The organism is Fundidesulfovibrio terrae (genome assembly GCF_022808915.1).
In the GTDB taxonomy this organism is placed as follows: Bacteria; Desulfobacterota; Desulfovibrionia; order Desulfovibrionales; family Desulfovibrionaceae; genus Fundidesulfovibrio; species Fundidesulfovibrio terrae.
In genome coordinates, this window is the sequence record NZ_JAKZFS010000006.1 from 26,789 (window position 1) to 49,392 (window position 22,604).

The following is a 22,604-nucleotide window of genomic DNA, read 5'->3' on the forward strand; positions in this document are numbered from 1 at the left end:
GATACCTACATCGATTCAATCAGGCGAAATCCTGGGACTTACTGGTGAACCGCCGTATGGAACAGGCTTGCCCCGCTCGGCATGCTTGGCCCGCTCGCGCGGGGTTGTGTCGGCATCGATGGCAATTTGATTCACCCACCGGTCGAAATGGTGCATGGCCTGTTGGATTTTTCCACTCATTAACCTTCATGCCAAAGTTAGCGAGCATTGCTACACTGTGGCCTTAGCAGATCATACCTTGGAAGAAGCGTTCAAAAACATACTATGACAAACAAGGCGAAGATACCATATAGCGAGCTGATGGCGGCCAGCAGTCTTCCATCTACAGTGCCGCGACGGAAAAGCAACCAGAGAAAAGTGATCGCAAATGCAGTAATGATACCAGATGCCAGCAGTGGACCGTCAAAGTGCCATGGTGTGAAAAATATGCCTAGTGCGCTCGGGACGGTGGCTTGAATCATCATCGCACCTGATATGTTTGCCAATGCTAAACGCTCTTTACCTTGGCGTACCCAAATCACGGCATTCATTGTTTCCGGAAGCTCGGTTGCTACAGGGCTAAGAAACAACGCAACAAGATGCGGCGACCAATGAAAAATTGTTCCAATGGTTTCAAGCTGATTGACGAATATATGCGAAGCTACACTGATGGCAGCTAATGCCAACACGGCTTGAAGCACGGCCCACCCTAAATGAGGTTCTTCCGCCGAGGGAAGAATTTTCAAAGGCTCAAGCGTCTCCTCCTCGGGAGCCGTGTCGCCAGCTTTGATTTCATTCCAAACATAAACCGCATAGGCTGCCAGAAAAAGGAAGCCAAGCCAGGGTTTAATTGCAAAGACAACTAGGCCAAGCGCAACTTTTACAGCAAATACAACAAGAAATGCCGCTTGGTCATGACTCAACCGCACATGATCCACTTGTACGTGACATGTTTTGCGGGCTAGGCAATTTTTATTGAGGAATAAGAAAAAGCCAACAACAGCATATGCTAGTGTTGCTAAGACGAGTGGGCCTCCCATTGCAGCACCCACACCAAGATCTTTTTGGGCAGGCGTGTTCCCAAAGGCTACGGCCATAAACGTTACGGCGCTTTCAGGAAGTGCAGTGCCGAAGGCGGCGAGGACCGAGCCAACAGCCGTTGCGCCCAGATTGAGACGACGGCCACACCATTCAATCCCGTTAACGAAGTATTCGCAGGCCCAATAGATAGCGCCTGCGGATAGCAAAAACAGAGCAAATGTTTGGAGCATGAGAACAGCCTAGCCGGGCAAGCGAAGAACCAATGGACCTACAACACGGCTCGCCCGGCTGGGTGCGCGTTGAGGCCAGTGGTCTCGCCAGGCTATCTCTGCAAGGGTGCAGAGGCTGTCCACGCCATGAAGGATCAAGTTCCCTCAAGTTTGTTGACGTGGACCCCTTAACTATCTGTTAAGGTTGGCTACTCCCCAATGACGGGTGCGATTGCTATCAATTTTTGCCGTGAACGTCTACCTGTGGTCTCAGCTGTCCTGTATTCGTTGTCGATCTGTTATAATCATAATTTCCATCCGTTGAAATGAAGATATGCTGGAAAGTCATTCAAATCTGAGGAGTTTCGATTCCATGGCTTCAGGCTGGTATAAAATTTGTTGCAACGAAACTGGGCGTCGTCGTAGGCTTTGTCCATGCCAATAAACAGATCCATGCTGGGGAGGCTGAGAAAAAGCGTTTCCCACGGTTTCATCGCTCCCTTTACATAACCGGTCAGGGGCCAGTGTTCATAATAGAAGCTTGTAAAGGTTCCTTCGCCGGACGGCAGAGTTTTCAGGGAATCGAGTTCGAGCAACTCCGCTTTTTGCGCAGCCTCCAGGATACGCGTGTGCTTGGTCGCCACGCGGACATCCATCACACGGTGGACATCCGCTCTGAGGGCCACCTGGATGTTATCGTCCCTTCCCACCGACGGGAGCCTACTGGGCAGATGCTCCCCAAAGAACGAAACTCGCTCTGCGGGCCACTCATCTGGATAGGAACTAGGTGGAAGAAACTCAGTGGGGATGCTGATCGCATAACAGCCGCAGGTGTTGGCGGTGGTTACCAGAATGGGGCGGTTCCAGGCATCGAGGGTCAGGATTACCAGCACTCCGACATTGTCCCCCGCACCCAAGTAAAAGGGAACCAAGCTGAAGGGGACCTTTGGGAAATGTATCCGGTACACGAGGTTGGTGTATGTGCCTTTGTCGGTGATGAACGGGCGGACGCCCGCGTAGATGGCCGGTAGTTCAGTGTTTATGGACACATGCTCCCGGCTCTTATCCTTCTTGGCTTCCACTCTCCCGATCCTGTTGTGCTGGGACTGCGCCCCCTGGAGGACGAAAGAAGGTGCCATCATTGCCAAGTCAGGTGTTTCGGAAGAGGCGTCGGCAGTCACCACTAGCTCTTCTTGCACGACGGATATGGAACGACCGGCGCATCCCGAAAATAGCATGACCAGCAGGAGCAACAGGAGAACAAGCCCTGCAATCGCACTTCTGCCAGACTCCCCTCCGGCCCCGAACGGTTTTGTCGGAGAAAGTAGCGGTCCCGTTGAGTAAGGCCGTCTTGGGAAGCAAGGTGGGCTCCACCGATCGAAGCTGTAGCGTCCTCCCTGGTACGCGGCTCGCCTCTTTTCGCCCATCCGTCCCTCCAAGTCGTCGTCGGAAAATGGCTCTGACTCCACCGATCAAAAGACCTGTGGAATTTGACCATATTCTAGCACCTAGGAAGCGTCAAAAGTCAACTCCGGACTCCACACGCAATCCGCAATTCGCGATATGAACCAACCTGTCGCCCCTTTGTGTAGGGCCAGTTGTTGCCGACCCTGGCTTGCCCGGACCTCGTCCGTACGGTAACAAAGGCAGATGGGGCACTCCTACGCGCGCTTGCATGGAACTCGGGAAGAAGCGGAAGTTGCTACGAACCGGTGCCGTCCGGCCTTGGGACGGTTTCGGTTCTCCCTGTGCTTGTGCCTGGCCCTCCTTCCCTGGGCATCACGGTTCTGGGCCGCCGAACCGCAAAACCCGTCTCCCGAGGCCCTGTTGGCATCCGCCCAGGAAAGATTTTCGAAGTTGACTTCCTATCGGGTGACGATGCGAACCGCATATGGAGATAATGTCGATACGATCCGCTATTTCTACAAGAAGCCCGGAAAGATCAGAATGGAATTCATGGAGCCCCATGCTGGGACCGTACTTGTCTACGACCCGGCCAAGAAAGCGGTCACCCTGCGCCCCTTCGCATCTGAGAGGGAGCTCAACTTGACCTTGGGGCCGGGAGCCAGCCTGGTGAAAGGCCCATTGGGACATCGGGTGGATGAATCAGACATCGGGGTTATGATCACGCGGGCACGACTCCTCATGGAGCATGGCCAAGCCCGGGTCCTGGGCGAGGAAAACATAGGAGGGAGGCGGACCACGATCCTCGAGGTTGAGTCTGGTCAGGGTTTTTCCCTGGCGGGGACAACCCGCTGGCTCATCAGCCTGGACGAGAAGAACTGGCTTCCTCTTCGGATCATGGCCTACGGCGAGTCCGGAAATTTGATCGAAGACCTCCGCATGGACGACCTGGAGCTGGATGTCCAGATGGACGACAGTCTGTTTCGGCCCTAGTGGGCCTCGTGAAAAGGGGGGGGCTGTGCCTCAACCACGCGTCCCCAAAGCTTGCTTGGCAAGGCTTAGCTACAGGGCAAACGGGTTGGAGCCAGAGTCCGGGCAGTGAGGATTTGCGCCAAGGAGATACGGTATGCGGACACTGAGCGTCGTGTTTTTCATGATCCTGATCCAAAGCATGGTGTTGTGCTTGTGTTGGGCTGGCCCCGTGGATAACCAAGGATATGCTGCATTGCTCAGGTCGTATGTAAAAGATGGCGTAGTCGATTATGCTGGCCTCAAAAGGAAGGAATCTGATTTGGACGCATATCTGGTTACTTTGGAACAAATATCTCCGGGCACCATGTCCAGGAATGACCAATTAGCATTTTACATTAACGCGTACAACGCTTGGACCCTTAAGCTCGTCCTGATGAACTATCCGGTCAAGTCCATCCGGGACATTGGCGGGATATTCTCAGACCCTTGGAAAATCCAATTTGTAAAAATCGATGGAAAAACAACCACATTAAACTATATTGAGCACAATGTCCTGCGTCCTCGTTTCAAAGACCCAAGGGTGCATATGGCGATCAACTGTGCTTCCAAGAGCTGCCCGCCCTTAATGTCCATACCTTTCGAGGGTGACAAGCTAGAAAGTCAACTTGATCAAGTTACTGGGGCCTTTGTCAATGATATGAAGTCGAATCGAATTGAAGGAAGAACGCTGTATGTCAGTTCAATATTTGATTGGTTTGGTGAAGACTTCGGAGGTAAGTCAGGTGTGATATCTTTCTTCATTCGTTATTTAAAGCCAGAGTATAAGGCACGCCTCGAAGCAGGACGCGGTGATGTCCAGCTGGGTTACCTGAAATACGATTGGTCTCTTAACGGAAATTAGTATATGCAACAACGTTGATACAATATATGATGTTGTGTGGTCCTTAAGGCGAGCGCTTCTCAATCTGTCGAATCACGTGCTCATCACGTGACGGTATCGTTAAGCTAAGCTGTGCCAGCCTCTCGCATATGAAAGCCTGATGGCGTGGTCGCCACAGCGGAGTTCTTCAAAACCTAATGCGCCTAATGGGCGCTTTTCAGATAGGCGATGACATCAGCGCGGTCCAGGGGGCTGTCCATCTGGATGTTCATTTTCTGTCCCGGAACCAGCTTTTCCGGACCAGCAAGCCACTTGTTCAGAGTGGCCGTGTTCCAGGTGAGGCCCGAATGCTTCAGAGCGGGTGAATAATCGTAACCGGCGACGCTTCCGGCCTTGCGACCGTAGACGCCCCGGTGCATCGGGCCCACGCGATTGGCATCGAGGGAGTGGCACCCGGTGCAGATGCTGTCGTACAGTTCCTTGCCATGCTTAGGGTCGCCCGATGACTGCTTGGCCTGGACCGAGAAAGCCGCCAGGCACGTCAGGATCACAAAGCAAGCCAGAAGCATTTTTGCAGGGGTCATGGATCGTCTCCGAGGTGGCAGTGGGCGCCCGGAGGCGCCCACTGTGTGTTTGTTACCATGAAGCGGGTCAGGCGCCGAATTGCATGGCCTTTGGCAAGGGCAGGCCGAGTACCGATTCCAGCGTGGTCCAGTGCACGGTTTCGTCGGCGGAAAGCCTCCCAGAAACTTTTGCAAGTCCACGGTCGGCAAAACTGGGGATGACTCCCAAATAGGCGTTGATAGCGCCGAGTTCAAGGCGCAGGGCCAGCTTCAGCACGTCCTCCTGGCTTTTGAGGGAGGCAGCATTGAGTGCCTTGGCATACTCAGGCATGCTCTTGGCCTCCACTGGTTTTCCCCCCAACTTCTTGATGGCATCGATCAACAGGTCCCGGTGTACCTTGTGGTCATCCTGAAACTTGACGGCTGTCTTCAACACCTCAGGCGTGAGCAGCTTGCTTTCCGCGCCGAGCTGGTAGGCAGCGATGCCCTCGTGCTCGAGTCCCAGGGCGACATTGAGGATGCCCACGTCTCCGGAGGGACCGGCGGCCTGGGCAGTCCCGGCAAGTAAAACAGGTGGGGCTAAGGCTCCGGCAGCGATGCCCGCACAGGAAAGAACGGTACCACTTAACATCTGGCGACGAGTTAGGGAATTGGTGTCGGTTGCCATTGCGAGTCCTCCTGATGAATGTTTGATCCGCAACAATGGGCTAGATACCCAAGATGGCCCTCGGCTTCTCGAGATTTACTCCTGTTGCAACAACCATGTCTGCATCGCATTGTAATTTCTCTACAGTTGGAAGATTCAAACTAGCTACCTTTACCCTGATTCATCCAGGCGGCATGGCCGCCTTCCAGGTAGGGTACGTCGTGCCCCTGGTCGGCAAGCGCTTCCTGCGTGGATTTGCTTATGGAGCCTCCCCTGGCGCAGTAGATCACGGCCCGCCCATCTTCGGGCAGGCCTCCCGCCCACTCTCCGGCCTTGGCCGGGTCCATCCGGACCGCGCCAGGCAGGAGTTCGGGGTCGGCCTCGAAATCAGCCTGCCTGCGTAGGTCGTATATCATAAGCGTCTCGCCGGACTCGATCCTGCACTTGAGTTCTTTGGCTGTGATCGTATTGGCCATGGGGAGGCTCCTCGCGTTACTACTTCTTGAACATCATCTGCACGGTCTGGAAGATAGTCTGGTCGCCGGTGAAGGTGATGTCGTTGTAGCGGTTCAAATCATACACCAGCTTGGCCTTCACTGTGAACTCGCTCCCCTTGACCCCAGGCTCCCAGGTAAGCACCCGGTCTTCACCGGCTTTTACCGGGGCTTCGTGCGGACCCTGGGCGTCGGCCTGGGAGGCGGAAATGGCGTCTGGGAGGCTCTTGTCCGCTTCCAGGAAAGACTTGTCGTCGGGCCGTTCCGCATACCAGGGGGCGAACATCCACTGCTTCTCGGCCAGGACCTTGCCCGCCTTGTCCACGGCCTGGGCCTGGAGGTAGATGCCACGCCTATTGGACCCGGAGGGGGCGGAATGGCCGGTGCCGATGTTGATGATGTGGAATTCGAAAGCGGTCTTGCCCGCCGAGGGCTGGACGATGGTCACATTAAGAGCGCCCGCCACCCGCTTCTCGGAGTGGCCCCCGGTCCATAAGTGCCTGGACACGGGCCGCGCGGGCACGTCGTAGTCCTCGGCCACTTTCCGCGTCGTCCTGGGCATGTGGCAGTCCTGACATTGTTGGCTTCCAAGCTGGGCCTTGTGGAAGTCCTCACGCCATTCATAGAAGGTGTTCGTCTGCATGCCAGGCACGCGCTTTCCTTTGGCATGGCAGTAGGCGCACATGACTGCGGTGTGGATGCGTGGCTCGACCACCGTGGCATGGGGAGCGGTCGCGCTGACATCATGAGGAGCTCTGATCTTGCCTTCCGGGGTCAGGTGGCAACTGGCGCAGGTCACACCCCCGGCCTCCTCGCCCACGGGTCTCGGCTCGGGCTTCCCGATCTCCAGAGTTTCCATGTCCGGCAGGTTGAAGGCCTTTGGGAAATGGCAGACGTTGCAGGACTTGCCGCCTGCCTCAACGTCCCGGGCGTGGACAGGGAAGGGGTCGGTTCTGGCCCCTGCATGCGCGGTCGGAGTGGCCGAGGTGGCGGCGGGCATGGTGAGGATCTTGTCGCCCTTGGTCTTGTAGACCATTTCCTTGTAGTTGATGTCGCCGCCAAAACCGGTCGCATATTCGCGGTAGATAGCCTGGTGGCAGGCCCCACACTCCTCGGAGGAGGTGGCCGTGCCTTGGAGGAAACTTTTGCTGGCCTCTTTGGCGGCCTGTTTCGGAGGTTCGTTTTGGGCCAGGAGGCTCCCCCCTGCTGCGAGCAAGGTCAAGCATCCGGTAAGAATGAAAAGTTTGAGAGTCCTCCTCATGTTCCGCCTCCTGGAGGTTTAAGTTCGCACTATCTTCTGCCTTACGATCAACACCGCCTGGAAAACCCTTCGGGCCGATTGATTAGCACGACCCATTAAGATTTTCCATGTCTTAATTGAAAAGTATCAGACACCTCGATGGAGCAGCACGCCCGCCACAGCCGCCACGGCTATGAGCAGAGGCTCGGGTACTTTGAAGCGCCACAGAACAAGCGCGCTCACTAAGCCGATGATCGCAGTAGGTACGTCAACGATGGAGCCTTGGGCCAATATGACCGTGGCCCCGGCTATGGCCCCAGATGCGGCTGCCGTGGCCCCCTTCACGAACCCCTTCAGCATAGGGTGCTCCCGGTAGCGGACGATGTATCGGCTCATGAACAGGACGAAGACGTACACAGGGAGGAAAACACCGCCAGCGGCGATGGCGGAACCCCAGAATCCTGCAACGAGATAGCCCACGAATGCGGCGGTGATGACCACCGGACCAGGGGTGATTATGCCCACGGCCACCGCGTCCAGGAACTGGCGCTCGTCGAGCCAGTGATGATCCAGAACTACCCCCTGGTGGAGGAAAGGTACGATGGCCAGTCCGCTGCCGAAGGTGAAAGCACCGGCCACCACGAAGAATCCTCCTAGGCTCAGGAGTAGGGGCATGGCCACTGCTGGAGCAGGCGCACCTCCCAAGGAAAACAAGAAAGTTCTCATCCCCTGGTGGTCCTGTTTTTTCCAGGGAGGCGAGTACAGGATGACTCCGATGATGCCCGCCACGATAAAAAGCACCGCGATCTCGGCGCGGGCGAATACCGTAATCCCGGCCATCACGGCGAACACCACCCACATGGCCTTTGCCTTCCCCACGGTGGTTTTGGCCAACCGGATTGCGGACAAGAGCACGATGGCGATGACCACGGGGCCGATTCCGTAAAAGAGAGCCTGCACCAGCGGCAGTCCCTGGTAGGCCACGTAGAAAACGGAAATGACCAGGACGATGAGATAGGTCGGGAGGATGAAGACCAGACCGATGAGCGAGGCCCCAATCGTCCCGTGCCTGATGTAGCCGATCCACATGGCCAGCTGGGCTGCCAGGGGGCCGGGCATCATTTGGGAGAAGGCCAAGCCTTGAAGGTATTCCTCGTGGGTTATCCACCCCCGGGGTTCCAAGTCTCTTTGCATGTACCCGGCCAAGGCGATGGGGCCGCCGAAACCCAGTGCGCCCAGTCGCAGGAAGTAGGCCACCAACGCCCACAACCCGACATGCTGCGGTGGATGGGTGTCTGCCATGCGCTTTGGCCTCTTACTTGGAGTTCATCGCGTCCAGGGCGGCTTTCAAGCCCTGGGCCAATTTCTCAGGCTCGTCGACTCCCCAGAAGTGCATGAAGAAAAGTCGAGGCGTCTCCCGAAGCATATGACTGTGAACAGCCGTGACCTCGATCCCGTTTTTCACCAAGGCCTTGGCCACAGGGTTCACTTCTTCGGCCACCAGCACAAAGTCGCCGGATGCTTCAGCCTTGCCGTTGACCACCCCCATGTTGATGGCGGTAGCCATGCCCATGGCGGGAGGGATCACCATTCCGCCCTCCTGGATGGGTTCCTTGCGGGGGAAACTGAACTGGGCCAAGTTGCCCCTCTTCTGACCCGTTGTCCCCAGGGTTTTCTCAACAGCGCTCCAATCCGGTGCCGCGCTGGCCGGAACGAACATGGCTTCGCCCGATGGGGTGCCCGTCGCGGCTAGGGCAGAGCGTAGTCCTTGGGCTAGCTTCGCAGGATCTCCCATGCCGCTGAAATGCAGGTAGAGGACGTTGGGGCTGGTCCCCAGAAGGTGGTTGTGCAGGGCGGTGAGATCGATGCCAGAGGAGAAGAGGGCGGCCATGGCCGGTTGGACTTCCGTTTCCAGGAGCACCAGATCGCCCATCACCATGGCTTTGCCCTTGCTCCCGACAAAACCCATCCAGGAGGTGAGGGCCACCCCGGGGGCCACGGGAATGCCCGCCTTGGTGACCTTGAGGTCGGTTCTGGGGAAGGCGACCTTGTATACTCCCCCCGCCTCCGCGCCCTTTTTCCCCAGCGCCGATTCCACGCCGTCCCAGGGGCCTGATTGCCCGAAGGCAGCCAGGGCGCTGGCCAAAAGCATCATGATAGAAATACAGAGCGTTTTCATGGTGTTGCCTCCAATACGGAATCGTCGGCCTAAGCTCCAGGACAAAAGGAGAGGCCCAGCATAGCCCACCGTATGCACCCTGGCCCCTAGGAAGAGAAGGAAAAAGTGGGAGTGATGGCGATCAAATCACGAGGCGTGGTTGACCAGGGTCTGAACAATTCCCTATCTACCAGCATGGAAAAATGCCGGTATGGAGGGCGAGCCATGCTCCAGCCAATTTCGACAAGGTTTCGGAACGCGGCATTGATCGTTCCCGCGTTCGTATTCTGTCTGGCCTTGGCCGATCAGGCCTATGCCCAAGAGGTGTTTCGGCTTGAGCACACGATTCCCCTGCCGGGCGTGACCGGGCGCATCGACCACATGGCCCTCGACGGCCAAGGAAAGCTCCTCTTCGTGGCCGCCCTGGGCAACAACACGGTTGAGGTCGTCGACCTCACCTTGGACTCGCGCATCCATAGCATCAAGGAGTTGAATGATCCGCAAGGCGTCATCTTCGTGGATGAATTCAATAAGCTATTTGTCGCCAATGGCGGAAACGGTGTGTGCAAGGTCTTTGAGGGGGGCTCCTGGAATCTTGCGAACACCATCTCGTTCCCCAGCGACGCGGACAATATCCGTTATGGCCCCGATGAGCGGAAAGTCTACGCCGGGCATGGGGACGGTGCCTTGGGAATAATCGATCCGAACACCCCTCGCTGGGTAGGGGATATTCAACTCTCGGGACATCCGGAATCATTTCAATTGGAGCGAAACGGCCCGAGAATTTTCGTCAATGTGCCCACCGCCCGCCAGGTGGAGGTGGTGGACCGGATTCAGCGCAAAGTAATCGCCAAATGGGGGTTGGGGGATGTGAAAGACAATTTCACCATGGCGCTTGACGAAGCTGGCCACCGCCTTTTTGTCGGATGTCGCAACCCCGCCAAGGTATTGATCTATGATACGGTGTCCGGAAAAGTCGTCGGGGATATAGGGATTGCTGGAGACGTGGACGATCTTTTCTTCGATGCCGAGACGATGGGTCTTTATACCTCCTGCGGCGAAGGCTTTCTTCAAGCCTTTGCGCAAAAGGACAGCGACCATTTTTTTCTCGTTAGGAATCTGGCAACGGCCAAAGGGGCGCGCACCTCATTTTTCGACTCGAAGCGGAAGCGCCTTTTCCTGGCGGTGCCAAGCCACGGAAGCCAGCAGGCGGAGATACGCGTGTACGCGGTGCGGCCGTGGTTTCAGAAGGAGTAGCTTAGTTTTTGGAGGGCGGGCAAAGGATCAGAACAGGTTCTCAGAGATGCCAAAGAGCACGTGTAAATCGTGTGTAAAACACGTGTCCCTTCATGGGATTTCATGGCCCAATGTGTTTACATAATTTACTGATATTGCTCATGAATCAAGTACGAATTGGGCGGGGCCACAGTTCTGTCACGCCAGTCACGCCGGTAAGCCCAAAGGAGCCCCTTTTACGACAGCTGTTACGATACGGGTGCCGGGAAACGTCGTAAAATCGACGCAAATTGTCGTAAATTATTCCATTTTATTCCATAATTACAGCGCATAGCCTTACACCCGCCTACCTTGGGCGCAGGGGGCCTAACTGGGGCAGGGTACACCGGCAGCGTTTGATTTTAGGGGCATTGAAGAAAATAAAATTTATTTAATTCAACTAACACAGGTGTTTATTTGCCAAATACCGAGCCATCTGCATCCGGGTGGTCCAAAGAAGTCCACAATCCCTGATGAATACGGAGAAGCTGGGCTCGAGAGAGTCCGGCTTCGTCTTTTTTGATCCATGGAATCCCGACCATCCCCCAAAAGCAAGCCCGCGAGGTAGGCCAAAAAACAGACTACGGCATCCCGGCGCTGAAAGCGACTTGCACTGAAACTCGAGAATCGCCCCGAAAACGCCCTCCACTCCCCTCTCTCACGCTTCATTCCCGTCAATTTTGCATTGACCCTCTATCTCCGCTTGTCTAGATACTGAAATATGGTTCCTTGTTTTCCTGGACTGATTTCCCTCTCCCCCGACCTGTTTTTAGGGGGATGTCCACACTTCGAAAGGGGAGCGTATGAACGAAGAAAAATATCTTTCGTTGCGCTATCTCAGGCGGCGCGCCGATGAAGTTCGCGACATATGGCAGGGGGTGACCCTCAGCGAGACCAAACAAGGGCGGCGCTGCTGGGAAGACTACTACCGGCGGCGCTGGCAGCACGACAAAACGGTGCGTTCCACCCACGGAGTGAACTGCACCGGCTCCTGCTCCTTCGACGTGTTCGTCAAGGACGGGTTGATCGTCTGGGAGGCGCAACGAACCGATTACCCCACCCCCCACCCGGATTTCCCCGATTACGAACCCCGAGGCTGCCCGCGCGGGACCTCCGCCTCCTGGTATGTGTACAGCCCCTCCAGGGTGAAGTACCCATACGTCCGCTCGGCGCTTCTCACGGCCTGGCGCGAGGCCAAGGCCAATCATTCCGACCCTGTGGAGGCCTGGGCCAGCATCGCCGACAACCCCGACAGGTCGAGGCCCTACAAGAAGGCCCGGGGAAAGGGAGGACTGGTGCGCTTCTCCTGGGAGGAAGCCGCCGAACTGGTGGCCGCCTCCCTGGTGCACACCATCAAGACCCGTGGTCCAGACCGCATCTTCGGCTTCACCCCAATACCGGCCATGTCCATGGTGAGCTACGCTTCAGGATCTCGCTTTCTGTCACTCATCGGGGCCAGCATGCTGAGCTTCTACGATTGGTATTGCGACCTACCCCCGGCCTCGCCCCAGATTTGGGGCGACCAGACCGACGTGCCCGAGAGCGCGGACTGGTACAACGCCGGGTACATCCTCGTCTGGGGCTCCAACCTGCCTCAGACCCGCACCCCGGACGTACATTTCTTCACGGAGTCCCGCTACAGGGGGGCCCGCGTGGCGGCGGTGTCCCCGGACTACTCCGAATACGCCAAGTTCGCCGACCACTGGTTGGCGGCTCGGGCCGGGACCGACGGCGCCCTGGCCATGGCCATGGTCCACGTAGTGCTCAAGGAATTCTACCTGGATCGCCAGGTCCCCTACTTTCAGAACTATGCTCGACGCTTCACGGACCTGCCCTTCCTGGTCCTGTTGGAAAAGGAGAGTGAAAACCTCAGCGCAAGGCGGTTTCTGCGAGCCTCGGACATCGGGCGCTCTGGCAACAATCCGGAGTGGAAAACCGTGGTCTTCGACAGTAGCCGCAAGGGACCCGCGGTGCCCCGGGGGAGCATCGGCTGTCGCTGGGGCGAGGAAGGGGCCTGGAACCTCGAGATGCGTGACTGCCAGGACGGACAGGAGATCGATCCATGCCTCACCCTGGCCGGAAATCCACAAGCACACTGGGTTGAGGCTTCCTTCCCGATTTTCGGGATCGAGGGCCCGGCGATGCGCCCGGGTCTGGTCCCAGCCCTCGGGCTTCGTTTTGAAGGCAAGGAACTCCTGGTGGCCACTGTCTTCGATCTTTTCGCGGCCAGCCTCGGCCTGGATCGGGGCAAAAGCGGTCGGGCCGCCAAGGATTACGACGATCCCGAAGCCTGTACCCCGGCCTGGCAGGAAGGCATAACCGGAGTGCCCAGGCAGGACGTCATCCGGGTGGCCCGGGACTTCGCCCGCAACGCGGAGGCAACGGGCGGAAAATCCCTGATCTGCATGGGGTCCGGGATCAACCACTGGTTCAACAACGACGCCACCTATCGGACCATCATCAGTTTGGCCATGCTCTGCGGTTGCGAGGGGGTCAACGGTGGCGGTTGGGCCCACTACGTGGGGCAGGAGAAGGTCCGTCCCCTGGCCGGTTGGGCCACACTGGCCTTCGGCCTGGACTGGAGCACCCCCCCCAGGCACCAGAACGGCACCTCCTTCTTCTATTTCGCCACGGACGCCTGGCGCTACGACCCAATGAACACACAGTCGATGTGCCCGCCGGACGGCAAGGGGGTGATCCCCCTTCATCCAGCCGACTGCAACGCTGTGGCAGCCCGGCTCGGATGGTTGCCGTCCTACCCGCAATTCGGCGAGAATCCGCTGGAGGTCTGCCGAGAGGCCGAAGCGAATGGGGCGGCAACGGACCAAGCCATCGTCGACCGCGTTGCCGAGCGATTGCGCTCGGGCGACCTGACCATGGCCGCTGAAAATCCTGGCAATCCGGACAACCATCCGCGCGTGCTTTTCTTCTGGCGGGGCAACGTGCTCGGTTCGAGCGGCAAGGGGCACGAATACTTCCTGAAACACCTCCTGGGCGCGGACAACGCCGTGCTCCAGGACGAGTCCGAGGTCCGGCCGTGCGAATTCCCTTGTTACCCCGCGGATCCCGACGGGAAGCTCGACCTGCTGGTCACCTCGGAAATCCGCATGAACACCAGCACGCTGTATTCGGACGTGATCCTGCCTGCCTCCCACTGGTATGAGATGCACGATCTGTCCTCCACGGACATGCACCCCTTCGTGCACCCCTTCACTCCGGCGATGGACCCCCCCTGGGAGGCCCGGACCAACTGGGACCAGTTCAAGGCCATAGCCGAGGCCTTCACCCCCATGGCCGAGAAGCATCTGGGTGTCCGCAAGGACCTGGTGGCCTCACCGCTAGTCCACGACACCCCGGACGAACTCGCCCAGCCTATGGGTCAGGTGCGCGACTGGCGCAAGGGGGAAACCGAGGCCATCCCGGGCAAGACCATGCCCAAGTTCAAGGTGGTCGAGCGGGACTACGGGGCGATTCTCAAGAAGTATGGCTCGCTCGGCCCTGAGATCAGGGGCGAGGCCGGTATAAGGATCAAGGGCCTCGCCTGGAGCGCGGCCAAGGAGCACGACCAGCTCAAGGAGCGTCTGGGCACGGTGGCCGAGGCGGGCGTGAGCCACGGCCTGCCCCGGATCGACACCGGTCGTGACGCCTGCGAGGTCATCCTGACCCTCTCCCCGGAAACCAACGGCGCGGTGGGGGTGCGTTCCTGGAAATCCTTGGAGAAAAAGACCGGGCTTTCGCTCTCAGACCTCTCCGAGGAGAAGCAGGGGCATTTCATCACCTTCGAGGCCATCACTGCGAGGCCCGGCAAGGTCATGACCAGCCCCGTCTGGAGCGGCATCGAGACCGGGGGGCGCACCTACTCGCCCTTCGTCCAGAGCATCGAACGGCTCATCCCCTTCCGAACCCTTTCCGGACGCCAGCACTTCTTTGTGGACCACGCCTGGATGCTTGCCCTTGGGGAGGGCCTGCCCGTGTACAAGCCTCCCCTGGACATGGAAAACCTAGGCACCTTGACCGGCAAGCGCATCCCACGCACCGGGCGGGAGCTCGTGCTCAATTATCTCACGCCCCACAGCAAGTGGTCCATACACTCCATCTATTCCGACACGATGCATATGACCACCATGTCGCGCGGCGGCAAGGCTGTCTGGCTCAACAACGAGGATGCGGCACAGGCGAGCATAGCCGACAACGACTGGGTGGAGTGCTACAACGCGAGCGGGGTCTTCATGGGGCGGGCTGCGGTCAGCCACCGCATCCCACGGGGCAAGGCGATCGTGTACCATGCCAAGGAGCGTTTCCTGCAGACTCCCTTTTCCAACGTGTCAGGCAAACGCGGCGGCACGCACAACAGCGTGACTCGCATTCATATGAAGCCCACCCAGATGATCGGCGGGTACGCACAGCTGAGTTACGGATTCAACTACTACGGACCAACCGGTGCCCAACGCGACGAAATGGTGTTGGTGAGAAAGGCGGGGGAGGTGCATTTCGATGAAGATTAAAGCCCAGATAGGTATGGTCCTCAATCTTGACAAATGCCTAGGCTGCCACACATGTAGCCTTCCCTGCAAGAACGTTTGGACCACAGCGCCAGGCACCGAATACATGTGGTACAACAACGTTGAGACCAAGCCGGGCATTGGCTACCCCAAGGAATGGGAGAATCAGGAGCGCTGGAAGGGCGGCTGGAAACTCAGGCGCGGTCATCTCTCCCTGGCTGCCGGAAACCGGGCTTTCAAGTTGGCCGCCATATTCGCCAACCCCGATCTGCCGCTCCTCGACGACTATTACGAGCCCTGGACCTACGATTACCAGAACCTGGCCGCGAGCCCACCCACCCGACACCAGCCCATCGCCAGAGCGCTTTCCGTGGTGACCGGCAAGCCCATCGACCCAGGGTGGGGGCCGACCTGGGAGGACGACTTGGCCGGTGTCCCCGTAACCGGGCTCAAGGACGTCAACTTTCGATCCATGGAGGCCAAGGCCTTCCTGGATTTCCAGAACGTGTTCATGCTCCATGTCCCCAGGTTGTGCGAACACTGCATGAACCCCGCCTGCCTGGCCTCCTGCCCGTCCGGGGCCATCTACAAGCGCGACGAGGACGGAATCGTGCTCATCAACCAGGAGAAGTGCCGAGGCTGGCGCTACTGCGTGTCCGGCTGCCCCTACAAGAAGAGCTACTTCAACTGGAAGACCTCCCGCTCCGAAAAGTGCATCTTCTGCTATCCCCGCATCGAGGCCGGGCTGCCTACCCTGTGCGCACATTCTTGCGTGGGGCGCATCCGCTACATCGGGGTAGTGCTCTACGACGCGGACAAGGTGCGCGAGGCAGCCGAGACACCGCGCGAGACGGACATCTACGAGGCCCAGCTTTCCCTGTTCCTGGACGCGAACGACCCGGCAGTGGCAAGGCAGGCACGACTCGACGGCATCCCCGACGCGGTGGTCGAGGCCGCCAGCCGCTCGCCGGTCCACTCCCTGGCCGTGAAGTGGCGTTTGGCTCTGCCTCTTCACCCGGAGTTCCGCACTCTGCCCATGGTTTGGTACGTCCCGCCGCTGTCCCCCCTGACCGGCGGCGACCTGGAGGACGGCATGGTGCTGGACTCCATGCGCATCCCTGTGCGCTACCTGGCCAACATGCTGACCGCCGGGAATGAAGGGCCGGTGCGCCAGGCCCTGTGCCGTCTGCTTGCACTGCGCCGCTTCATGCGCGCCAAGCGGGTTGAGAATAAACAGGCCCATGAGCCACTGGAGGAAGCAGGGCTTGCGCCGGAAACGGCCGAGGCCATGTACAGACTGCTGGCTGTTGCCCGGCTTAAGGATCGGTTTGTGATCCCCACTACCCGGCGAGAATTCGCTGAGGACGTCCAGGCACTCAAAGCCTCGGCGGGCTTTCCTGGAGGCCGGACATGAACCCGGAGCTTGCCCAAAGAGCGGCCATGGGGGGGCAGAACACAGTCTTGCCGATGCTCGACAGCCAAACGCGGCTGCTGGTTCGCTGCGCCTCGGCGCTCCTGCGCTACCCGGACGACGACTTGCGAGGCGCTGTCCGCAATATCCGGGCGCTGCTCAGCGAGATGGCCTCCGGAATGGTTCCGGTTCTGGAACGCATCCTGGACCACATGGAGGAGACCCCGATGCACCGCCTCCAGCAGGACTACGCCCGCACCTTCGACTTGGACACACAGGCAAGCCTGCACCTATCCTGGCACCGTTACGGGGACGACCCGAAACGGGGCCGGGCCCTGGCCGGTCTCATGGAACTCTACCGGGATGCGGGGTACGAGGTTCTGCCGGGTGAATTGCCCGACTTCCTTCCCTTGGTCCTGGAGTTCCTTTCGGAGTGTCCGGACTGGGCCGCCCATTGCCTCATGGATGGTTTCGGATGCCAGATGCGCAACGTGGCCGCGCATTTGGAGAAGACGCAAAGCCCCTATGCCCCCGTGCTCGGGGCCGCTCTCGACGCCTTGAGGGTGAAGGAGGAAACATGAGCTTCCTGAGCCAGTTATTTTTCGTTCTGTTTCCGTACATCTGTCTGGCCGTAATGATCGCGGGACATTTCTACCGCTACTTCTTCAACCCGGGCGGCTGGAACGCCCGGTCCAGCGAGATATTCGAAAACAGGAGACTGAAAATCGGTTCGCTCCTGTTCCACTATGGCATCATATTGGCTTTCTTCGGCCACTTCTTCGGCCTGCTCACGCCGGATGCACTCGTCTCGGGCCTGGGAATCCCTGACGAGGTGCACATGGCCTTCGCCAAGCACACGGGCAGGGCGTTCCTGATCCTGGTCCTGGCCGGACTGCCCATCCTCATCCACAGAAGGCTCAAGGACCCCCGGGTGGCCGCCACCTCCCGGCCCGCAGACATACTGGTCCTGTTGCTCATCCTGGCTTCCGCGTTGCTGGCAGCCATCCAGCTTTTCATCCTTCAGCACAACGTGCTCGAAACCGTCGCTCCCTGGATACGCAGCATCGTGATCTTCAATCCGCAGCCCGAACTCATGGACAAGGCTCCCTTCATTCTCAAGCTCCATGTGGTCATCGGCTTCATCATCTTCGCGCTGTACCCGTTTACGAGGTTGGTGCACATCGCCAGTGTCCCCGTGGTCTACCTGACGCGTCCATTCATCATTTTCAGGAGACGTGATGATTGCAGCTCCTGAAGGGTTTCGGCAAAGGGGCATGGCGATGCTGGCAGGGATGTCCCCGGCCAATTTCGCCATGGTCATGTCCACGGGGATCGTGTCCGTGGCTCTGGAACTGCTCGGACACCAGACCCCGGCCCGGTTTCTCTTCCGGCTGAACATCCTCCTGTACGTCCTGCTGTGGATGCTCTATCTGCTGCGCCCGGTCTTTTCTCCGGGCACCTTCCGAGCCGACCTTTCCGACCATGCTCGGGGGCCCGGATATCTAACCGCCATCGCAGCCACCTGCATCCTGGGAACCCAGTTCGTCCTGTTCGATCAGGCTTTTGCCATCGCGCTCGGGCTTCTGGGCCTGGGGTTGCTCTTGTGGATGGTGATTCTGCCGGGACTTTTCGTGGCCCTGGCCGTCAGGTCCGAGAAACCCAAGCTGGCCCAAGGCATCAACGGAACGTGGCTGGTGGCGGTGGTGGGCACCCAGGCCGTGGCCACCCTGACCTGCACGCTTTCCGGCCAGGCGCCATCCCCCGACGTCTTGAGTCAAGAGGTGGCCTTCCTGTTCTCGCTGTGCCTGTTTTGCGTCGGGGGGATGCTCTACATGCTGCTCATGCCCCTGATCGTTTGCCGGCTGCTCTTCTCGCCGGTTGCACCGGCCGACCTGCAGCCGTCCTACTGGATCAACGCCGGAGCGGCGGCCATCAGCACCCTGGCCGGAGCTTTGCTGGCGACCAGGGCAGGGGAATCACACTTGCTGTCCTCGGTCCTCCCCTTCGTAAAGGGGGCAACCGTGTTCTTTTGGGCCACGGCCTCCAGTTGGCTCCCCCTGCTCTTCATCCTGGGGTTCTGGCGACACTTCATTCGCCGCCACCCGTTCGAGTACTCGCCACACTATTGGGGACTGGTGTTCCCAATGGGAATGTACACGGCCTGCACCGTAAGGCTGTCACAAACGCTGGGCCTGGATTTCCTCATGGCCGTACCCCGCGGTTTCCTCTTCGCCGCCATCACGGCATGGCTTCTGACGTTTGTCGGGATGATCCGACGCACCGGTTCTTTGTTGATGCGCGCCCAGAGGAAAAAGTGATACAATTGGGGTGATGCTCTCAGGCGTCGAGTCTGAGGCTTTGGCCCAGCCCCCCCTGCTTCCCGAGTTGGGCGAGCGGGCAACCCGTTCATTGACGTGCAGGACAAGGTGAATGCCAAGTGGGGGAAAGGTCACTCGGAGGGCACCCACAGGGGCGGGAAAGTCGTCAAGTCACAGCCGAGCGTTGCGGATTCAAGCTGGGGATCGGAGTGTAGCCGAGGCAGAAAGGGGAGTAATCTGCTCCAGTAAAAAAGAGGCAGCCTCGCATTTTAGGGGCATTTTTAGGGGCATTGAAGAAAATAGGATTTATTTAATTCAACTAATACACATATTTATTTGCTTAATAATAGGCCCCCCTCTGCACCAAATCACGATCCAGGGTGGTCCAAGGAAGTCCACAAGCCCTGATAAATACTGGGAAGCCGGGCTCGAGAGAGTCCGGCTTCGTCTATTTTGATCCATTGACATCCAGCATTTCGGGGGAGCAGGGAATATGGGGGCGGAGCTCTTGGGAGCCTTGAAGTCCGGCGCGAAGACCATCCCGATTCACCGGGAGGGGCGCGGAGTGGCAAAAGCGAAGGGTAACTTCGCCGTGAGGCGCGCCGTCCTGTTTAACGAGGTAAAGAAGTCAAAGGCCACTCGAAGCAATTCAATATGAATACCTACCCAGGAGATAATCCATGTCCATGAGTCTTACCATGCGGAAGCTTGTTCTGGCCCTGGTCATTCTGACCCTGAGCGGCACGCTGCTCTATGCTCAGACTGCGCCGCCCCCTCCCAATTCGGGAGGCTCCCAGCCCGCTGGCGCAGACGTCAGTGCGCCAGATCCCGACAAAAAGCTCGTGCAGGATCGGTGGGGAGCGTCAACGGGTGCCACTTCAAAAAAACTCACGAAAAAGGACAAGTCCCCAAAAACTGAACCCGCAAGCTCTTCGGGGAGTCCTCAATAGGCGCGTGAACCCGTCCTGCTGACGGCGTGTCCACAACTCGGCCCGGCTGGGGCGGGAGCAGCACCCCGGCCAGGGCCTCCGCAACCGCTTGGAGAGCACGTATCCGACAGGCCATGCCGTATTCTCGGCGGTTCGACGGCTGAGCCTGCAGACACCGGTTCCCTTTCAAACCGAACCGTGGTGGCGTTATTTCTAGACACGATCCGCATGTTGGGTGAAATAACCTGCAGGATCATAGAGCGAACTGCCCAGGCGGAGTGGTTAGTCAGCGCTCAACCTTTGAGGAAATGGCCTGGGCTAAGCCCGTCCCTTGGGTCTCACCAGGGGCGCAAACTCAACACAGGAGTCGTCATGGCTGACTATAAATGTGGGGAGTGCAAGTATTGGCTGCTGATCGAGGGCAATGACAACCTTGGGTACTGCCGGTTCAATCCGCCCTGTATTCTTGACGAATCCTCTGGCCGTGCGCTTCCTGATGGCAGTGGAAGAATCGTCAAGCGTTGCAACTGGCCTGTGACAAAGCAGACTCAATATTGCGCGCAGTTCAAACAGGCCAAAGGACCTTCTACCAATGTCGGCTCAGAGCTCTGGGATTAGAGTGCAAGGCCGTCCCTGCGCTGGATTATAATGCGTATCGGCCCCAAGAAGTCCACAAACCCTGATAAATACTCTGAAACCGGGCTCGAGAGAGTCCGGCTTCGTTTTTATTATCCGTGGACACCCAGTATGGAGTACCTTTTGGGGGGAAGGTCAAGTGAGGGAAATCAGGCGAGCACCGAACTAGTCAGTTGCTCCACCTTGATGCCCAACGCCGTCGCGACCTTGGCCAGGGTAGCCCGGCGGGGTCTGGCTGATTTTGCCTCAATCTGCTCCAGTGCCGCAGGCGATATGCCCATCCGTGTGGCCACCTGCTCCTTGGTTAAACCCAGGTGTTCGCGCCAAGCGCGAGCGAGGCTTTTCCGCCCCTTGTTGGCGATCGCTGAAACTTCCAGGGGGATGGTCACTTCTTCGTTGCTCATGCGCGAATATAGAATGAAAGGTGAGCAGATGACAACCCAACCCGAGCTTGTCGAATTTGCCTCAAATCAAGGAGGCTTGACCAACGTTCCCCCGGCCCGGGGGCGGCCTGCTTCCCCGTCTCCAGGCTCCGATCTGTCTTCAGCAGGGGCTGGCGGTTATCGTTTCAGTACAGCAACAGACGTTAATGGCAATGATGGATGACGGGGAAGCGGTTGCAGCGTTCACCCGTGGACATCCTGCTTGTTTGGGGCGCTTGTTGGGGAATCTGGTGTCGCGAAATATTGTTATGAATTCTGACGTGAATTATTCTTTCATATCAGTCTATAGCAATGTTTTGTGCCAGGTATCTGATGACATCGGACACGCTGCGAAATAAGAATTCATGTTTAAAAAGTTTGACGGAGTTTATTTCTTGGCGTTCATGTTCAAGCCGGATCTGACTTCGAGTGAACAAGATGAATATTAGATCAGTAAGAGAACTTGATTTAACCTTGATCATGATTCCGTCATCGTCACGATCGAGCGTGAAGTTACACCCCGAGACAGTCAATAATTCCTTCACTTCCGAGGTGATTTCTTTCTCGGCCTCGATGCATCCAGGGGCGCATGATTCGTCGCAGAATCCTCTCTGAATCCGTTTGAGCATGGATATTACCAGGGAAATACGGGGGGAATTTTCTACGCCCACAATGAATTTTCAATACTACCCAGGTAGGAATAGTTCAACTGCGGGTTGCACGAAAAGATATCGAACATAAGGATTTACCCTCAGGCCTTTGTGATTCCGTGGGTAATGCGGCCCGGATGGGGGGCTACCTCCCAGGCCCGGGCCTGTACACGACCCTGCAGGAGAGGGGAGTCATGGCCGGCGATTGGGCGAACACCTTGACAGGGCAAGCAATTCCGGCCTTAAGGACAATATGAACTCAGGGTGATCGTGTATGAGAGACGGGGTGTTGTTCTCGGCAAGAGCAGCTGGATTCGTTGACCGTTCAATTTTGATGAGCAGTTGCACTGGGATGGGGTGTTGATGATGCATCGACCATGTTGAGCCATGCCCAAATCTGGAATATGAGTTGAGACAGCATTGGTATGAACTGAATATACATCATATAAGATTTCTTGAATTTAGGCGTTGCCTCATCCGCAATGGACGCTTATAAGGCAGAGTGAACGTCACATTTTTCCGGAAAAAGGGACGTGTCCTACGTACATGAGAAATCGCTGGTATAAGATGTAGGCGGATGGAGGCATAAATGAAAGAATTCTTCCGACCCTGGAAGAGGGTGAACGATCAGGAAAATTGGAACAAGGACTGTCTGGCTTTTGATGCCGCGGTGGCCGACAAGGAGCTTTCACGAAAACAACGTCTCCGGGCTGAGCGGCTCGGAAGGATGATATTCCTGCGCTGGGCTGCAGAACAATCTTCGTGCCCGGAAGATATGAGCGAGGAGCACTGGGGCGACATCAAATTGTTGATGGCCCAGTTTGGATAAATTGCGGCTTCGCCCGGGAGCGGCTGTCAGGGGGGCTGTCCGCATG

General features: G+C 57.9%; 19 protein-coding genes and 1 riboswitch. Of the genes, 10 read left to right on the forward strand and 9 right to left on the reverse strand.

Translation table 11 applies throughout. The annotated features are described in order from the left end of the window. Positions 1-251: 251 nt before the first annotated feature. Both ML540_RS16400 and ML540_RS16405 read right to left on the reverse strand, forming a co-directional pair. Positions 252-1,250, reverse strand: a complete 999-nt coding sequence (locus tag ML540_RS16400) for a sodium:calcium antiporter (protein WP_243363868.1) — start codon at positions 1,248-1,250, stop codon at positions 252-254. Positions 1,251-1,252: 2 nt separating this feature from the next. Next, positions 1,253-1,459: riboswitch (yybP-ykoY riboswitch) on the reverse strand. 75 nt (positions 1,460-1,534) lie between these two features. Beyond that, on the reverse strand, positions 1,535-2,311 hold the full coding sequence (locus tag ML540_RS16405; RefSeq protein ID WP_243363870.1) for a hypothetical protein: 777 nt from the start codon (positions 2,309-2,311) through the stop codon (positions 1,535-1,537). Between the two features lie 796 nt (positions 2,312-3,107). Between ML540_RS16405 and ML540_RS16410 the strand changes: the two genes are divergently transcribed. Together ML540_RS16410 and ML540_RS16415 are read left to right on the forward strand one after the other, a co-directional pair. Continuing rightward, positions 3,108-3,626: a sigma-E factor regulatory protein RseB domain-containing protein gene (locus ML540_RS16410; RefSeq protein WP_243363872.1), complete on the forward strand. Its 519-nt coding sequence runs from the start codon at positions 3,108-3,110 to the stop codon at positions 3,624-3,626. A gap of 133 nt (positions 3,627-3,759) precedes the next feature. After that, entirely contained in the window at positions 3,760-4,506 is a 747-nt protein-coding gene (locus ML540_RS16415; RefSeq protein WP_243363875.1) for a DUF547 domain-containing protein, read from the forward strand. A 182-nt stretch (positions 4,507-4,688) separates the two neighbouring features. On the opposite strand, the gene ML540_RS16420 is transcribed toward ML540_RS16415, so the two are convergent. From ML540_RS16420 to ML540_RS16445, 6 genes are all read right to left on the reverse strand, one after another. After that, positions 4,689-5,069, reverse strand: a complete 381-nt coding sequence (locus tag ML540_RS16420; protein WP_243363877.1) for a c-type cytochrome — start codon at positions 5,067-5,069, stop codon at positions 4,689-4,691. A 67-nt stretch (positions 5,070-5,136) separates the two neighbouring features. After that, positions 5,137-5,715: a ferritin-like domain-containing protein gene (locus tag ML540_RS16425; RefSeq protein ID WP_243363879.1), complete on the reverse strand. Its 579-nt coding sequence runs from the start codon at positions 5,713-5,715 to the stop codon at positions 5,137-5,139. Positions 5,716-5,855: 140 nt separating this feature from the next. Then, complete coding sequence (locus ML540_RS16430; protein ID WP_243363881.1) at positions 5,856-6,170, reverse strand: rhodanese-like domain-containing protein; 315 nt, start codon at positions 6,168-6,170, stop codon at positions 5,856-5,858. A 19-nt stretch (positions 6,171-6,189) separates the two neighbouring features. Beyond that, positions 6,190-7,449: a multiheme c-type cytochrome gene (locus ML540_RS16435; protein ID WP_243363884.1), complete on the reverse strand. Its 1,260-nt coding sequence runs from the start codon at positions 7,447-7,449 to the stop codon at positions 6,190-6,192. Positions 7,450-7,575: 126 nt separating this feature from the next. Beyond that, a complete protein-coding gene (chrA, locus tag ML540_RS16440; RefSeq protein WP_243363886.1) occupies positions 7,576-8,730 on the reverse strand; it encodes a chromate efflux transporter in 1,155 nt (384 codons plus the stop codon). Between the two features lie 13 nt (positions 8,731-8,743). Next, entirely contained in the window at positions 8,744-9,607 is an 864-nt protein-coding gene (locus ML540_RS16445) for a DUF1259 domain-containing protein (protein WP_243363889.1), read from the reverse strand. Between the two features lie 204 nt (positions 9,608-9,811). Here ML540_RS16445 and ML540_RS16450 point away from each other — a divergent pair, with 204 nt between their 5' ends. The 7 genes from ML540_RS16450 to ML540_RS16480 all read left to right on the forward strand — a co-directional run bounded on the left by ML540_RS16450 (position 9,812) and on the right by ML540_RS16480 (position 20,639). Next, a complete protein-coding gene (locus tag ML540_RS16450) occupies positions 9,812-10,843 on the forward strand; it encodes a YncE family protein (RefSeq protein WP_243363891.1) in 1,032 nt (343 codons plus the stop codon). A gap of 821 nt (positions 10,844-11,664) precedes the next feature. Beyond that, a complete protein-coding gene (locus tag ML540_RS16455) occupies positions 11,665-15,366 on the forward strand; it encodes a nitrate reductase subunit alpha (RefSeq protein WP_243363893.1) in 3,702 nt (1,233 codons plus the stop codon). A 13-nt stretch (positions 15,367-15,379) separates the two neighbouring features. Further along, on the forward strand, positions 15,380-16,777 hold the full coding sequence (narH, locus tag ML540_RS16460; RefSeq protein ID WP_243364372.1) for a nitrate reductase subunit beta: 1,398 nt from the start codon (positions 15,380-15,382) through the stop codon (positions 16,775-16,777). Next, on the forward strand, positions 16,774-17,355 hold the full coding sequence (gene narJ / locus ML540_RS16465) for a nitrate reductase molybdenum cofactor assembly chaperone (protein WP_243363895.1): 582 nt from the start codon (positions 16,774-16,776) through the stop codon (positions 17,353-17,355). The genes narH and narJ overlap by 4 nt, the downstream gene beginning before the upstream one ends. Further along, a complete protein-coding gene (gene narI / locus ML540_RS16470; protein WP_243363897.1) occupies positions 17,352-18,029 on the forward strand; it encodes a respiratory nitrate reductase subunit gamma in 678 nt (225 codons plus the stop codon). The genes narJ and narI overlap by 4 nt, the downstream gene beginning before the upstream one ends. Positions 18,030-18,048: 19 nt before the next feature. Beyond that, positions 18,049-19,092 (forward strand): tellurite resistance/C4-dicarboxylate transporter family protein, encoded by a 1,044-nt coding sequence (locus tag ML540_RS16475; protein ID WP_243363899.1) that lies wholly within the window; start codon positions 18,049-18,051, stop codon positions 19,090-19,092. 1,301 nt (positions 19,093-20,393) lie between these two features. After that, positions 20,394-20,639 (forward strand): hypothetical protein, encoded by a 246-nt coding sequence (locus tag ML540_RS16480; protein WP_243363901.1) that lies wholly within the window; start codon positions 20,394-20,396, stop codon positions 20,637-20,639. A gap of 167 nt (positions 20,640-20,806) precedes the next feature. Here the strand turns inward: ML540_RS16480 and ML540_RS16485 are convergent, their stop codons facing one another. After that, positions 20,807-21,061: a helix-turn-helix domain-containing protein gene (locus ML540_RS16485; protein ID WP_243363903.1), complete on the reverse strand. Its 255-nt coding sequence runs from the start codon at positions 21,059-21,061 to the stop codon at positions 20,807-20,809. Positions 21,062-22,318: 1,257 nt separating this feature from the next. Between ML540_RS16485 and ML540_RS16490 the strand changes: the two genes are divergently transcribed. Beyond that, the gene (locus ML540_RS16490; protein ID WP_243363905.1) at positions 22,319-22,558 is read left to right on the forward strand and encodes a hypothetical protein; all 240 of its coding nucleotides are present in this window, start codon (positions 22,319-22,321) and stop codon (positions 22,556-22,558) included. Positions 22,559-22,604 lie beyond the last annotated feature (46 nt).